This window comes from Psychrobacter maritimus (genome assembly GCF_904846345.1).
In the GTDB taxonomy this organism is placed as follows: Bacteria; Pseudomonadota; Gammaproteobacteria; order Pseudomonadales; family Moraxellaceae; genus Psychrobacter; species Psychrobacter maritimus.
Genome location: NZ_CAJHAJ010000001.1, coordinates 193,100 through 207,930, shown reverse-complemented (window position 1 = coordinate 207,930; position 14,831 = coordinate 193,100). Strand labels below are relative to the sequence as shown.

The window sequence follows — 14,831 nt, the reverse complement described above, 5'->3', positions numbered from 1 at the left end:
ATCTGGGCTTCTTCATGCCATCTTCTGATAATTCCTTACCCTCTTTTGATAAGTCGACTCAGCCAAGCCGAGCCGTTTATAAGCCACCTGTTTATTATCAAGTGACGATTGGTTTGCTAAAACCGCTATATCGTATGCAAGTATGGCGTCGCTCGCATAAGCGTGATAATTATCAGCAAGAAGTCGAGCAGCGTTTTGGTAAGCGCTATCCTGCGCCGCCCGTGCCTGATACAAATATTAAATCTAATGCGAATGCCAACGAAAATGCTAATTATAAAGATAGCAATGGCAAAAAAGTCATTTGGTGCCATGCGGTATCTTTAGGTGAGACCAATACCGTCGCGCCCTTGCTTGATGCGCTATTAGCAAAAGGCTATCAGATATGGTTGACCAATACCACGCAGACGGGTTTTGCGCGCGGTGCCAGTCGCTTTGCCGATGATATTGCCCAAGGTCGTCTGAGTCATAGCTATGTTCCTGTTGATAGTCCTGCGGTGATTGAAACGTTTTTAGCGCATGTACAACCGGTTGCGGCAATGTTTGTAGAAACGGAGCTTTGGGCGAATATCTTGACCAAGTTGTCCGAGCATGATATCCCAAGTATTTTGGTCAATGGTCGGCTGTCGGCTGCTTCTTTTAAAAGTTATCAAAAAATTGGCGCGGTCAGTGCCAGTATGATGAAAAATCTGAATTTGATTATTGCGCAGGATAATGAATCGGCAAAACGCTTTCGGCAATTGGGCGCTCATAGTGCGCAAATCCGCGTGGCAGGCTCGCTGAAATGGGTGATTAATACCCCGAAGCTGAATGATGATAATGGTGCCAAAGAAGCTGAAATAGTAAATGATGGCGCATACTTGGATTTAGATTTAGGCGTCACAGGTCGCCCGATTTGGGTAGCAGCAAGTACCCATAGCGGTGAAGAAAAGACAGTATTATCATGGCAGCAGCAAATCATCTCTCATCCTCTATTAGCGGATACGTTGTTAATTATCGTTCCAAGGCATCCTGAGCGCTTCGATGAGGTAGCAGAGCTGATTAAAAAGTCAGGATTAACGATGACGCGTCGTAGTGATGAGGATGCAATCAGTCCAAATACCCAAGTTTATTTGGCTGATAGTATGGGTGAATTGATGCGCTGGTATGCGCTTGCGGATGTGGCATTGGTAGGCGGCTCATTAGTCGATATTGGTGGGCATAATCCCGTTGAGCCGGCAAGTGTGGCGACGCCGGTATTGATGGGCAGTTATACCCAATCTTGCCAAAGCGTGGTTGATAAGCTCGCTAGTGTTGGGGCGTTATATCAACCAAACAATGCTTTCTATAGCGCTATTGGTACTGATGAGCAGCTATCTCAGCAGCAGAAAATTGCGACCAATCCGCCATCTAGCGATGATGACAGTTTGCTTTATCAGCAGCTACAGTTTTGGCTCAGTCATTTGGAATTGGCAAAACAAGCAGGGCAAGCGGGTGCAGAAATGATGGAGCAGCAGCAAGCGGTCTTACATCGGCAGTTATCGATGATTGAAGATGTGATTCAGCAATACGCAAAACCACCTTTCAGTCCAGAACTGAATCCAGAACTGAATCAAGATGTGAATCAAGATGTGAATCAAGAGGGGGTATAAGTGACGCTATGAACTGTATATTATTGCCAGCAACCAACTTTCAACATGATAATGCGTCTGCATATATCAATAATTTGGCGCAAATTACCCATGTGAATAAAGTATTAACTGCCAAAGTGGGCGATACGTTAAAAATTGGCCAATTGGGTGGCAAGCTTGGCAGCGCTATCATTAAAAATATTACGCCTGACAGTATTCAGCTAAGTCATATACAGCTGACCATCAATCTGCCACCGAAGCTCAATCTTACGGTGGTACTGGCATTGCCACGGCCAAAGGTGTTACGCCGCCTAATCATGGATATGACCGCGCTTGGCGTCAACGATATTATCCTTATCAACAGCTATCGTACGCAAAAAAGCTATTGGCAAAGCCCGATGTTGGCTCGCCTTGACGAGTTTGTGTTAGAAGGGCTGCAACAAGGCGTCGATACGGTTGCGCCGCGAATTAGTCTGCAAAAACGCTTTAAACCCTTTGTTGAAGATGAGCTTGCAAGCTTAATCACCAATCGCGCCATCGTTGCTCATCCTTATAGCGTGCTGTCTTTTGCGCAATACATGCAGCAACCACTACTAGAAAATCCTGAACCTCTTCATAACTCAACACTGCCCAGTATGGTTTTTATCGGTGCCGAAGGCGGCTGGATTGATTATGAGATTGACTTACTTGCCGAGCAAGGTTGCACGGCGGTCAATATAGGCCCGCGCATATTGCGTACGGAAGCGGCGGTTAATGTTATTTTAGGGCAGTGGCTGCTCTAAGAGGTAGCTGCTTTAGGGTAGGGCTGCTCTATCATCAAAGTAAATCGATAAAAAGCGATTAAAACTCTGCTTAAATATGGCTATCTAAAGGTAAATATTAAGTGATAATTTTGCTGCATGGTTGCACGAAATAAATGTATTGATAATTAATCTCATTTCGATTAGTATATTGTCACTCAGACATTAATGTCTTATTAATCCCGCTATTCAATCATTTTCTAATGATTTTAATGTCCTTTTATCTCACTTATCCGTAGCACCATTATGGGGAAAGCCATGTCATTAACTGCTATCAGTGCAAATCTATCTTCTACTAAGCTTATTTTACCCGTTGCTGTATTTGGTCTGATGTTAGGGCTTACTGGCTGTAATAATTCATCGACGCCAGCAGAAGGCGTAGATGCTGAAGCTGGTACTGAACAATCTAGCACTGAGCAAGAAGTGGCTACAAATGATGATGCGACGGCAGCTGGTGGGCAAACGGTCACCATCTACTCATCACGTAATGAGCAGTTAATCAAACCATTATTAGACCGTTATACTGAGCAGACAGGCGTTAAAATTGAGCTGGTCACTGATAAAACGGGGCCATTGATGGCGCGCCTGCAAGCGGAAGGTAAAAATACCCCTGCTGATATGCTATTAACCGTCGATGCGGGTAACTTATGGCAAGCAGCGGAGCAGGGCTTATTGCAACCTGTGTCTTCTACTATCTTAGAAGCTAACGTCCCTGCTAAATACCGTGATCCAAAAGGTCAGTGGACGGGTCTGTCATTACGCGCCCGTACGATTTTTTATGACCCAAGTAAAGTCAGCGCCGACCAATTATCTACTTATGCAGATTTAGCCGATCCAAAATGGAAAGGCAAATTGTGTCTACGTACCTCTAAGAAAGTTTACAACCAATCATTGGTTGCCAGCATGATGGAGCACTTGGGCGAAGAGAAAACCGAGCAAGTTATTCGTGGTTGGGTAGATAATTTAGCAACTGACGTGTTCAGTGATGATACCAACTTATTAGAGGCGATTGCCGCAGGTCAGTGTGAAGTGGGTATTGCCAATAGCTACTACTATGGTCGCCTGCTTGATGAAAAACCAAACTTCCCTGTAAAAATATTCTGGGCGAACCAAGGTACGACTGGTACTCATGTTAATATCTCTGGAGCTGGCGTAGTAACAGGTTCAGACAATCCAGATGGCGCACTTAAATTGATGGAATGGTTGTCTTCTGATGAGGCGCAAGGTTTATATGCCAGCGCTGATAAAGAATTCCCAGTCAAAGCGGGTATCGATGAGTCAGAGATGCTCAAATCATGGGGTCCATTTAAACAAGACGATATCAGTGTCCAGAAATTCGGTGAGCTACAAACCAAAGCCATTCAAATGATGGATAAAGCGGGTTATAAATAATAGACTGGCAGTAGCTAAGTGGTTGGTTTTTAGCTATTAGGTGCTTATTAATTCAGCATCTAATAGCGTCATTATGCGTATGACACGGTAACAATCTATGATAACAATGCCAGAAGCGTCTGCTAAGCAAGACAATACTGTCAATGAAGCCAGTAATGACAATAATAGCCCATCTATTAGTCACGACCATGTCGTCCGCAAACGTATCCTCTCAAAATCAGTCTTAGGACTGATTTCGTTGTTTATGCTAGTACCGATTTTAATCGTACTATTATCGTGGACGCAGCCGGTCGCTGATATTTGGACCCACATGCGCGAATACGTGCTGCCGCAAGTGTTAAAAAACACCGTCATTCTATTGCTGATGGTGACGGTGATTTCCGGCGTTATCGGGACCGCACTTGCGTGGGTGACCAGTATGTACCGCTTCCCTGGACAGCGGTTTTTTGCGTGGGCGCTGATGTTGCCATTAGCGATGCCCGCTTATGTCTTAGCATTTGTTACCGTCGGTATCGTTGATTTTAGCGGACCGCTGCAAACGGCTTTAAGAGAGTCAGGCTTTACCACCGCTATCCCATCGGTGCGTAATGTTTGGGGTGCAGGTTTAGTATTGTCGTTGGCATTTTATCCTTATGTTTATTTGCTGGCGCGCCAAGCGTTTTTATCACAAGGTAGGCGAGCGATTGAAGCGGGGCAAATGCTTGGGTTAAGTCGTAGCAAGGTGTTCTTTCGGCTGGCGTTACCACAAGCGCTACCATGGGTTATTGGCGGCTTGTTACTTGCCAGTATGGAAACGCTTGCAGATTTTGGCGCAGTATCAGTCTTTAATGTCGATACTTTTACGACGGCGATTTATAAAGCATGGTTTGGCTTTTTTAGTTTAACCACTGCTGCGCAGCTGGCAGCGTTATTAATCGGCGTGGTCTTTATCGTCGTCTTGTTTGAGCAGTATTGGCAAGCCAAGCGTGGCAATACCATCACTCAGGGTAGCAGTAAGCGCTTTGAAGCCAGTAAGCCTGCTAAGTGGGGCATGGCGCTACTTTGCACGCTGGTGTTTTTAGTGGCGTTTTTGATTCCGTTTTTACAGCTACTCTATTGGACCGCAGAAAATTTTCAGCAAGATTTTGATGCGCGTTATATTGATTTTGTCACCAATAGCCTTATGATTGCGATTATGACCACGATATTTATCGCCTTTTTGGCGATTATCATTGCTTGGGTCAAGCGTCAATATCCAGATAAATCCACCAAGCTGATGACCACCTTAGCCAATTTGGGTTATGTGGTGCCGGGTACGGTGTTGGCGGTTGGGATATTTATTCCGATTGCGTGGCTTGATAATCAGCTGATAGCTTTTGGTATTACCTCAACGCAATTTTTATCCGGTAGTGTTATTGTGATGCTGCTAGCCTTATCGACGCGCTTTATGACCGTGAGCTTTCAGCCGGTAGACCGTCAGCTACAGCGCTTGACCGTCAATCAAGAAGCGGCAGCTAAGTTACTTAGCGATAGCCCGTATCAGCGCTGGCGGCAAGTGATGTTGCCCGTATTGAGTCCGGGGGTATTAACGGGTTTGTTGATGGGCTTTGTCGAAGTCATGAAAGAGATGCCGATTACCTTAATGACACGGCGACAAGGTTGGGATACGCTGGCAGTACGGGTGTTTGAGATGACCAGCGAAGGCATGTGGGGACGCGCCGCCTTGCCCAGTTTGTTGATTGTACTGGTTGGTCTGATTCCTGTTTGGGTATTGCTGCGCCAAAGTGATAAACAAGGTTAAGTTAAATGCGTTTTATTAAAAAGCTATAATTAAAGAACAACATTAAAAAGCAACATTAAGAAATAACTATATTAAAAAGAGCAACATTAAAAACCGCGTCAATGATGGGTTTTATTCACTAATAGCTTACTGGTACCGTCTATGTATACTGACTTGATGAACGATTCAACCAATCCAGCAGCGCCTAAATCCTTAAAGCCTGAATCCTTAAAGATAGGCGGCAAGCCAAGACCAGAGCATGTGAAAAAACCACCCGTCACGCTATTAACCAAAGCTCAGGTAGCACAGCTGCAAGCGGATAAAAGCTTGCCTCACAGCTCATCAACACAAGATACTTTAAATCAAAGCATATCAAATCAAAGCGTATCAAATCAGACTGCCTTAAATAAAGAAACAGCAGGACAAATTCACTTGCAAGATAACCATGTTTTTAATTCCTCTAAAAATACTGCTAGCGCTGACGATGCTTATTTTAGCGTTCAAGATTTAATCGTTGGTTATGACGATACGATTATCGTTAATGGCTTATCGCTAGATTTGCAGCAAGGTGAAATCGGCTGCTTTTTGGGTTATAGCGGCTGCGGTAAAACCACGGCTTTAAGAGCGATTGCAGGCTTAGAGCAAAGTCGTGGCGGTAAAATTCTCTTAAACAATCAGCGTCTAACCGAGCAGACAACGCGCACTACCTTTGCGGTCGCGCCAGCCAAGCGCGGCATGGGCATGGTATTTCAGGATTATGCGTTATTTGGACATTTAAGCGTGGCAAAAAATATCGCTTTTGGCCTAAATAAATGGTCGGCTGCTGACAAAAAAGCCCGCGTTAAAGAGATGTTAGAGCTTGTTGAATTGTCGGAACATGCGGATAAACGTCCTAGTGAGCTATCGGGCGGCCAGCAGCAGCGGGTGGCGTTGGCCCGCGCATTGGCACCAAAGCCCAAGCTTTTGCTACTTGATGAACCGTTTTCTAACTTGGATGTGGTACTGCGTGAGTCACTGGCGATGAACGTCCGTGATATCCTTAAACGTACCAATACCACCGCTATTTTGGTCACTCACGATCAAAACGAAGCCTTTGCATTAGCCGATAAAGTCGGGGTCATGGATAAAGGTAAGTTGGTCCAATGGGCGACGCCAAGTGAGCTATATCATGAGCCAGTCAGCCCGTTTGTCGCTGAGTTTGTCGGCGAAGGCGCAATGATAGACGGTATCATCAAAGAAGGTCATGTTGAAACCGCGCTTGGTGATATTTATCGCCGTATGGAGGTCTATGATGAATCAGGGCAGCCGCAGTATTGCGAGTACGACTATCCGAATGGTACGCCGATTAAGGTGTTAGTACGTCCTGATGATATCGTCCATGACGATGAAAGCCCGCAGACCGCTTTAGTAGTTGGACGCGTATTTCGCGGGGCAAACTATCTGTATCGCTTACAGCTTGCCGATGGTCAAACCGTACTGTCGTTAGTTGCCAGTCATCATAACCATGAGATTGGCTCACAAATTGGCATTTTACCTATCCTAGAGCACGTAGTGGTGTTTGATGAAAAAGACATCAATGCCACCACATGGTCAGAGTATGATAGATCAGAGCGCGTGGAAGACGTCAGGTAGTTGTCAATTTTAAGCTTGGCGCTGCTCTTGAAGCTTAGCAATAACTTTAAGCTTGACGCGTTGCCAGTATATGCAAATAACGTCCCAGCCATTTATACGGCTCGAGTTGTGAGTAGCGCAGCTCCATGCGTATGACCGCTTCAGGGTCGTTATGACCGCCACGTTTTAGCGGCGAATAATCATGAAATACCCGCAAGCCACTGGCAAGTATCGTTTGATAATGACGAGCCTCTAACCAAGATTCAACTTCTTCTTTAGCGACCGGATGATTGGGTGTGAGGCTTTTTTTATTGTCCGCTTTATACTCAGTGTTATCCAATAAGTTAAAATTACCCATAATAAGATTGCGATAATCAAAACTCGCCGGATTATAAAAGCACAGCGATAGCGCGCCATTTTCAGTTAAATGCTTATCAAAAAAATCCATCACTGCTACAGGTTCTGCCAACCATTCAAGCAGCGCATGACACATTATCAAATCAAACTTCTCTGTATTACCTGCTAAATTTTCTTCTAATTCTTGATACGGGCAAACGTACCATCTAATATCCAAATCCTTTTTAACTATTTCAGCGTTTGCTTGTGCTTTCTCCAGCATATTGGCTGAGATATCATTGATAACCAGCGTATGCCCTTGAGTGGCAAGCTCAATCGCAATTTGCGCCAGCCCAGCGCCCACATCCAAAATACGTAACGGTCGCCCAAGTGTCTGGCTCATCTGCGTGCAATAGGCAAAAATATCACGGCGCAATACTGCCAGACGAATGTCGCCCTTTAAGCCGCCATAAACCTTTTTTTCAAAGTGGTCAGCAATCGCATCAAAGCTGCGATCCGTACGTGTATCGGGTTGGTTAAATGACGGTGTGTTTGTTTGATTGCTTGGCTGGTCAGTTGATTGGCTGCTTTCGTGATTCATAACGGGCTCTGTTTTATCTAAAGTATTTGAAATGCTTTTTCATCACTTTTTTATTGGATTTTAATAGGGTTTTAGCGTATAAATAGTAAGGCTTAAGTATTGGTTTTCATTGACTATCACATTGATTATCACTCAGTCGTCTAAGCCATCTGACTTAGAAGTTTGATTTAAAAAAGCGAGTTCTAAAAAGTATTTATTAAAAATATCAGCTAAGTTTTATTTATCTATTGCCAAGGATTTTAGGCGATTTTTTTGTTTTACTACTGCTAAGGATAGCAATCATGGTCTTACCCCGTTCAATTATAAACAAACCCATCATGACGCGCGCTCTATTATCGCTAGCGATTGCCAGTAGCTTATTACTTGTTGGTTGTGGCGATGATAATGAGCGTTTCGCTGAATCACCTTCGTCTTCTGCCAGCGCTAAATTTGTAAAAACCTTTACGGCAAACGATATAAATAGTAGTTTTGGGCTTGGAAGTACCGCAACGCCTGTAGCCAAATGCGGCGTTACCATAGAAAAAGTCAGCTACGATACCAAAGGCGCCGCCGATGAAGATACCAATGCCACGGCCGCTTTAATGCTACCCACTGGCGATGCGCCTGAATGCCAAGGTGATCGCCCGGTATTATTATACGCGCATGGCACGACAACGGATAAAGGCTATGATTTTGCCCAAGTAGGTAATATTAAAAACCCTGCGGTAGGGGAAGCTAACTTAATTGCTGCAAACTTTGCTGCCCAAGGCTATATCGTTGTCGCGCCCAACTATGCGGGCTATGATACCTCAAAACTTGACTACCATCCTTATTTGGTTGCCCAGCAGCAGTCGACCGACATGGTCGACGCTCTAGATAGCGCGCGCAGCATTATCGAACGTAAAAAACGCACCAATGATGCCAATTACAGTAAAATTGATGACTCGGGTAAGCTGTTTATCGCCGGTTATTCGCAAGGCGGCTATGTCACTATGGCAACCGCGAGATTACTAGAATCACAGAAAAAACCAGTGACGGCAATTGCGCCATCTTCGGGCCCTTATGCGTTGGCAGCTTTTGGTGATGAAATCTTTATGGGCAATGTCAATATTGGCGCGTCACGTTTTGCACCTCTGCTTGGTATTGGCTTACAGGCAAAATACGGCAATATTTACAATAAAAAATCAGATATTTTCTTAGAGAAGTATGCCGACGCGCAGCTGCCTAGTGACGTAGCGTTTGGTAAGTTGGTCAAAGCCGGTAAGTTGCCAAATAATGCTTTATTCCAAAAAAATCCTAGCGATCCAAGGCTGGCAGGTTTATCACCAAGTAAGCTATTTTCTATTTTAGGTGGCTACGATGAGACCGATTATCTGATTAAAACAGATTTTCGTGCTGCTTATGTGGCAGATGCGCAAAAAAATCCTGATGGTCTAACATTAGCTAATGGTAATAATTTACCGGCTGCTAATCCGCAAAATAATCTGCGTAAGGCGCTTAAGGATAATGACTTACGTGGTTATGTGCCTACGATGCCGACGTTTATTTGTGGTGGCAACCAAGATCCGACCGTATATTTTGATACTAATTCCGGCGCGGTGGTTAAGCTGTTACAAGCAGAAGTGGCCAAAAATCCTGCTAAGAAAATTAATATTACGGTGTTAGATGTGGATGCAGATAATAAAGCAGATCGTCCCGACAAAGAAACCTTTACCCTGATTGGGCAGGCGTCAATGAATAAATGGGATGCGGTTGCTGTCAAAGATAGCGTGCAAACCAACTTTAGTAATAGCGTTAAGAAAATCAAGGATGATGCAGCCCCACAGGGCGGTGTCGCGTCGCTATTGGCATTTTATACCAACTATCATGGCGATTTGGTCAGCCCAGCCTGTACTGAAGCTACGCGTGAATTCTTTAATCAGGAATTCAAAGCTGTTTAAAATGCTTGCTAGTTAAACATCTAAGTAGTTTTTGTCTTACTCGCGAAAAAACTGTATCTCTCGGATGCAGTTTTTTTATGAAACAGCCTTTAAAAACGGCAAAGACAACACTCGGTTGCTAAAGTCGTTTTTATCCTTATTGCTAAAGGCAAAACTCAACGCTAATGAGCTGTTTTGCTTGATTTTAATAGCATCGAGAACCCCCTAAATCGACAAAAATGTGCTAAAATAGCTTCTTTAATTAAACATTACTTTTAACAAAAACCGTATCGCCATTTTCCTATGGTTTTGCCCGTTTGATAGTGCTTTTTCGTGTTGAGATAGCAATCATAGTTGCGCGTTTGTGCAGCTATATTTTTATATCAGCGTAAGCACTTTTTAGGCGCGCAACCCTTAGAGAAAGTATGTGAGTGAAGGAGTGTATATGAGCGACTCGATCAGTCCTATTGCCATCGTGGATGAATTAAAGCAGTCCTATTTGGATTATGCGATGAGCGTGATCGTCTCGCGCGCGCTGCCTGATGTGCGTGATGGGTTCAAACCGGTACACCGCCGCGTGATGTACGCGATGCATGTGCTGTCTAACGATTATAATAAAGCTTATAAGAAGTCGGCACGTGTGGTCGGTGACGTCATCGGTAAATATCACCCGCATGGCGATAGTGCTGTTTATGATGCGATTGTACGTATGGCGCAGGACTTTAGCTTGCGTTACCCGATGGTTGACGGCCAAGGTAACTTTGGCTCAATTGATGATGATCCACCGGCAGCGATGCGTTATACCGAAGTCCGTATGACCAAGCTGACCCATCAAATGCTTGCTGACTTGGACAAAGACACCGTCGACTGGGAAGACAACTACGATGGCTCTGAGCGTATGCCAAGCGTCTTGCCTGCGCGTATTCCGAACTTATTGGTCAACGGTGCAACCGGTATTGCAGTTGGTATGGCGACCAATATGGCGCCGCATAATCTAACTGAGGTGATTAATGCGTGTTTGGCTTATGCCGAAAATCCGCAAATATCTGCCGAAGAGTTGATGTCGCATATTTCAGGTCCTGACTTCCCAACGGGCGGTATTATTTATGGTCGCGCGGGTATCTTAGACGCTTATCGCACCGGTAAAGGTCGCCTGCACGTACGTGGTCGCTATATTATTGAGCCGATGAGTGACACCGGTGTCAACCGTGACCGTGAGCGCATTGTCTTTACCGAAGTGCCTTATCAAACCAATAAAGCCAAACTGATTGAGCGTATTGCTGAATTAGTACGTGACAAAAAAATCGAAGGTATTACCGAGATTCGTGATGAGTCTGATAAAGACGGCATGCGTATTGCCATTGATTTGCGTCGCGGTGAAACGGCGGAAGTGATTGTTAATAATTTGTTCCTGCAGACACCGCTTGAATCTAGCTTTAGTATCAATATGGTGGCGCTCGATAATGGTCAGCCAAAGCTGTTGACGTTACGTCAGCTAATTGCAGCATTTGTACGCCATCGCCAAGAAGTGGTGACGCGACGTACCATATATGAGCTGAATAAAGCCCGCGTTCGTGGTCACTTATTAGAAGGCTTGACCGTTGCACTAGCGAACATTGATGAGATTATTGCGACGATTAAAGCATCAGCTAACCGTGGTTTGGCTCGTGAAAATTTACTGACTAATACGTGGGGCTCAGGCAGCGTGGTAGCGATGCTAACCGCTGCAGGTAGCCAGTCGGTACGTCCAGACTTTATCGAAGGCGAAGATCCAAAAGCGCCGTTTGGTCTGATTGAAGGTGAAGAGCGCTATCGTTTATCACTTGAGCAGGTCAATGCTATTTTGGACATGCAGCTGCATCGTCTAACCGGTCTTGAGCAAGACAAATTGACCGAAGAATACCAAGATTTGCTGCGTGAAATTGCAAATTTAGAGTCTATCCTTGGCGATTTTGATAAGCTAATGACCATTATCTCAAACGAGATGATTGAGATTCGTGAAAACTTTGGTGATGAGCGTCGTACCGATATTATCGATTCACGTATGGACTTTAACCGTGAAGACCTTATCCCAGAGCAAACCGTGGTCATGACGGTTTCTCGTACGGGTTATGCAAAAACGCAGCCGATTGATGATTATGTGGCGCAAAAACGTGGCGGTAAAGGCAAATCTGCGACCGCGATGAAAGAAGACGATGTGATTGATCACTTGGTTGTGACCTCAACGCACGCCACCGTACTGTGCTTTACGGATAGTGGTCGTGTCTTTAGTCTACGTGGTTTTGAAGTACCGATTGCCAGTCGCGGTGCGCGTGGTCGTCCATTGGTGAATTTAATTGGATTAAATCCTGATGAAACGGTCACCACGATACTGCCTATTCCAAAAATAGTAGAAGAGTTATCTAGCAAAGGTGAGATATCAGCAGATAGCGATGACAGCTTATCAGAAGATGATAATTTAGACGATAGCACGCAAGCGGAGCCACCTTTTGTCTTCTTTGCAACTGCCAACGGTACCGTGAAGCGTGTCGAGCTAAAACAGTTTGCCAATATTCGCTCGAACGGTTTGATTGCGGTTGGTTTGGAAGAAGGCGATAAATTGGTCAGCGCTCGTATCACCAATGGTAGCCAAGAAGTGATGCTATTTGCTTCAAGTGGTAAAGCGATTCGTTTTGATGAAAATGATGCGCGTGCAATGGGTCGTACGGCTAAAGGCGTTCGTGGTATGCGTCTGGCGGCTGATGAGTTTATTAAATCATTGGTGGTTATCGAAGATGATGTGCGCGAAATTCTGATTGCTTGTGAAAACGGCTTTGGTAAACGTACCTTTATCGATGAGTTCAATACGCAAAATCGTGGCGGTGGCGGTGTGATTGCTATCAAAACCAGTGAGCGTAATGGTGCGCTGGTTCGTGCTACCAAGGTTGACTCTACAGACGATATTATCTTAATCTCTGACAAAGGTACATTAGTGCGTACGCCAGTTGAGCATGTAGCAAGTTCTGGTCGTAATACGCAAGGTGTAACGCTGATTCGTCTATCAAAAGATGAGAAGCTGGTTGCTATGGCGCGTGTTGAGCACGAAGAAAGCGACGACGAGCTAGTCGATGCTATGAGAGAAGATGGAACGTTTGCAGTGGAGGGTCAAGAGCAAATCGATATTGATGCCGAAACTGGCAACAGCGCGACGACCGATATCAATGACGTTGTTGATGGTGCAAATGATGACTTAGTAGACAACGAAACATCGAATGATGCAGCAGATGAAAACACAGACGATGACGAGTAACTATCTCAGTTGTTAGCTTTTTAGTTTAGTTAGCAATACTGCTCTAGAAAAAGCCTCTGACGATATCGTTGGAGGCTTTTTTTTGAGTACTGTTTATTCTCAAAGTTTGTTTTAAGCTTTTAACCTATACATCTTAGCTTTTATAGTTAAAATACATTAAAACGCTACGGCACTGCTGGTATAAGTTTTTCTTGCTTGCTGTGCCTACGCAGACAGAGGCTGCAAAAAACTTATACCAGCAATACGTGAAATATTGATATTACATTTGACTGATTATGATTACTAACCTTTATAAACTTATTATAAATAATACCCATTAAGCGCTATTTTAAGGCCGTTGTTATGCTTACGACCAATCAAACTTTTCAGGGAACATTAGCCGCAATATCATCCAGTTTTTTGTTTTCATTGATGTTCTTGTTTGGCCTATTTATGTTGCCCTTAACAGGTACGCAAGTAGCGTCATGGCGGGTGCTGATGATGCTATTGAGCTTGCTGATATTGGTCAGTTTTACTAAGCAATGGCAACACGTTTTTGATTATCTAAAAACTTTAAAAACCCCGAAAGAATGGCTGATATTTATATTACCTACGCCGATATTGGGTGGGCAGATTTGGCTGTTTATGTGGGGGCCGGTCAATGGTTTCGGTCTTGATGTCACCTTGGGTTATTTTTTATTGCCGCTGGTGATGATAGTGCTGGGGCGCTTTTTTTATCATGAGCATATGAGTGCATTGCAGTGGATGGCAGCGCTACTTGCAGCATTGGGGATTGGCTATGATATCTTTCAATATGGGACGGTATCGTGGGTAACGTTATTTGTATGCTTGGGTTATCCGCCTTATTATCTCCTGCGGCGTAAGCTTGCCGTACCGCCTATTACCGGTTTACTGTCAGATTTGACCTTGCTGACGCCGGTGGTGCTCATCATGCTGTATAGCAGTGGCGGCTTTAGCGTGGCGGCACAAAACATAAAGTTTTGGTATTTATTGCCGCTGCTCGGTGCTTTTAGTGCGCTTGCCATGTCGCTGACTATGGTTGCCAGTAGTAAGCTGCCAGTGTCATTATTTGGTGCCCTAAGTTATGTAGAACCGATGCTGCTGTTTGTTTTATCCATTACCGTTTTAAACCAAAGCCTCGATGAAGGCGGCTCGTTATTTATGTACGGCATGATTACTTTGGCGTTATTTATCATGATTGCTGATAGTATAATGGGTTATCTTCGTCGTCGCCGTGATAATCATTTGCATGGCTACCGCGAGCCACAAGTGGGTGGCTTTCCACCGCGCCGTCGTTTGATAAATCGCCGTATCGATGGGGTGTTAGCCGCCCATCGCTTCCGTAAGATGCGTCGTTATCAAAAAAAGATGGATAGAATACAGCGTAAAATCGAGCAGCTAGATACTAAGTAAATAGAGCGATGGATATGCGTTAAACGGATAGAGTTAATAAGCCACATATCAAAATGAATAGGCGGGTTAAGTCAATGTATTGCTTATCTATTCTGACTTTGACATAATGTAAAGCTTGATATAAG

At 44.5% G+C, this 14,831-nt stretch carries 9 protein-coding genes; 8 read left to right on the top strand and 1 reads right to left on the bottom strand.

Translation table 11 applies throughout. The features are described 5' to 3' along the window. Positions 1–14 precede the first annotated feature (14 nt). From JMX50_RS00740 to JMX50_RS00720, 5 genes are all read left to right on the top strand, one after another. Positions 15–1,628, top strand: coding sequence for a 3-deoxy-D-manno-octulosonic acid transferase (locus JMX50_RS00740; protein ID WP_201628076.1), 1,614 nt, complete (start codon positions 15–17; stop codon positions 1,626–1,628). Between the two features lie 8 nt (positions 1,629–1,636). Beyond that, the gene (locus tag JMX50_RS00735) at positions 1,637–2,389 is read left to right on the top strand and encodes a 16S rRNA (uracil(1498)-N(3))-methyltransferase (RefSeq protein WP_201628075.1); all 753 of its coding nucleotides are present in this window, start codon (positions 1,637–1,639) and stop codon (positions 2,387–2,389) included. Positions 2,390–2,665: 276 nt separating this feature from the next. Then, positions 2,666–3,799, top strand: a complete 1,134-nt coding sequence (locus JMX50_RS00730) for an extracellular solute-binding protein (protein ID WP_201628074.1) — start codon at positions 2,666–2,668, stop codon at positions 3,797–3,799. Positions 3,800–3,896: 97 nt separating this feature from the next. Next, positions 3,897–5,579, top strand: coding sequence for an ABC transporter permease (locus JMX50_RS00725; protein WP_201628073.1), 1,683 nt, complete (start codon positions 3,897–3,899; stop codon positions 5,577–5,579). Between the two features lie 141 nt (positions 5,580–5,720). Beyond that, complete coding sequence (locus tag JMX50_RS00720; RefSeq protein ID WP_265088564.1) at positions 5,721–7,190, top strand: ABC transporter ATP-binding protein; 1,470 nt, start codon at positions 5,721–5,723, stop codon at positions 7,188–7,190. A gap of 46 nt (positions 7,191–7,236) precedes the next feature. Here the strand turns inward: JMX50_RS00720 and JMX50_RS00715 are convergent, their stop codons facing one another. Continuing rightward, complete coding sequence (locus JMX50_RS00715) at positions 7,237–8,106, bottom strand: methyltransferase (protein ID WP_201628072.1); 870 nt, start codon at positions 8,104–8,106, stop codon at positions 7,237–7,239. A 281-nt stretch (positions 8,107–8,387) separates the two neighbouring features. On the opposite strand from JMX50_RS00715, the gene JMX50_RS00710 reads away from it, so the two are divergent. From JMX50_RS00710 to rarD, 3 genes are all read left to right on the top strand, one after another. Further along, the gene (locus JMX50_RS00710; protein ID WP_201628071.1) at positions 8,388–10,025 is read left to right on the top strand and encodes an alpha/beta hydrolase family protein; all 1,638 of its coding nucleotides are present in this window, start codon (positions 8,388–8,390) and stop codon (positions 10,023–10,025) included. 424 nt (positions 10,026–10,449) lie between these two features. Further along, positions 10,450–13,293: a DNA gyrase subunit A gene (gene gyrA / locus JMX50_RS00705; protein ID WP_201628070.1), complete on the top strand. Its 2,844-nt coding sequence runs from the start codon at positions 10,450–10,452 to the stop codon at positions 13,291–13,293. A 342-nt stretch (positions 13,294–13,635) separates the two neighbouring features. Beyond that, a complete protein-coding gene (gene rarD / locus JMX50_RS00700) occupies positions 13,636–14,706 on the top strand; it encodes an EamA family transporter RarD (protein WP_201628069.1) in 1,071 nt (356 codons plus the stop codon). Positions 14,707–14,831: the final 125 nt, after the last annotated feature.

Bases quoted from the DNA above. Each gene is read 5' to 3' on its own strand.
- JMX50_RS00740 (WP_201628076.1), top strand. From the start codon at position 15: ATGCCATCTTCTGATAATTCCTTACCCTCTTTTGATAAGTCGACTCAG.
- JMX50_RS00735 (WP_201628075.1), top strand. From the start codon at position 1,637: ATGAACTGTATATTATTGCCAGCAACCAACTTTCAACATGATAATGCG.
- JMX50_RS00730 (WP_201628074.1), top strand. From the start codon at position 2,666: ATGTCATTAACTGCTATCAGTGCAAATCTATCTTCTACTAAGCTTATT.
- JMX50_RS00725 (WP_201628073.1), top strand. From the start codon at position 3,897: ATGATAACAATGCCAGAAGCGTCTGCTAAGCAAGACAATACTGTCAAT.
- JMX50_RS00720 (WP_265088564.1), top strand. From the start codon at position 5,721: ATGTATACTGACTTGATGAACGATTCAACCAATCCAGCAGCGCCTAAA.
- JMX50_RS00715 (WP_201628072.1), bottom strand. From the start codon at position 8,106: ATGAATCACGAAAGCAGCCAATCAACTGACCAGCCAAGCAATCAAACA.
- JMX50_RS00710 (WP_201628071.1), top strand. From the start codon at position 8,388: ATGGTCTTACCCCGTTCAATTATAAACAAACCCATCATGACGCGCGCT.
- gyrA (WP_201628070.1), top strand. From the start codon at position 10,450: ATGAGCGACTCGATCAGTCCTATTGCCATCGTGGATGAATTAAAGCAG.
- rarD (WP_201628069.1), top strand. From the start codon at position 13,636: ATGCTTACGACCAATCAAACTTTTCAGGGAACATTAGCCGCAATATCA.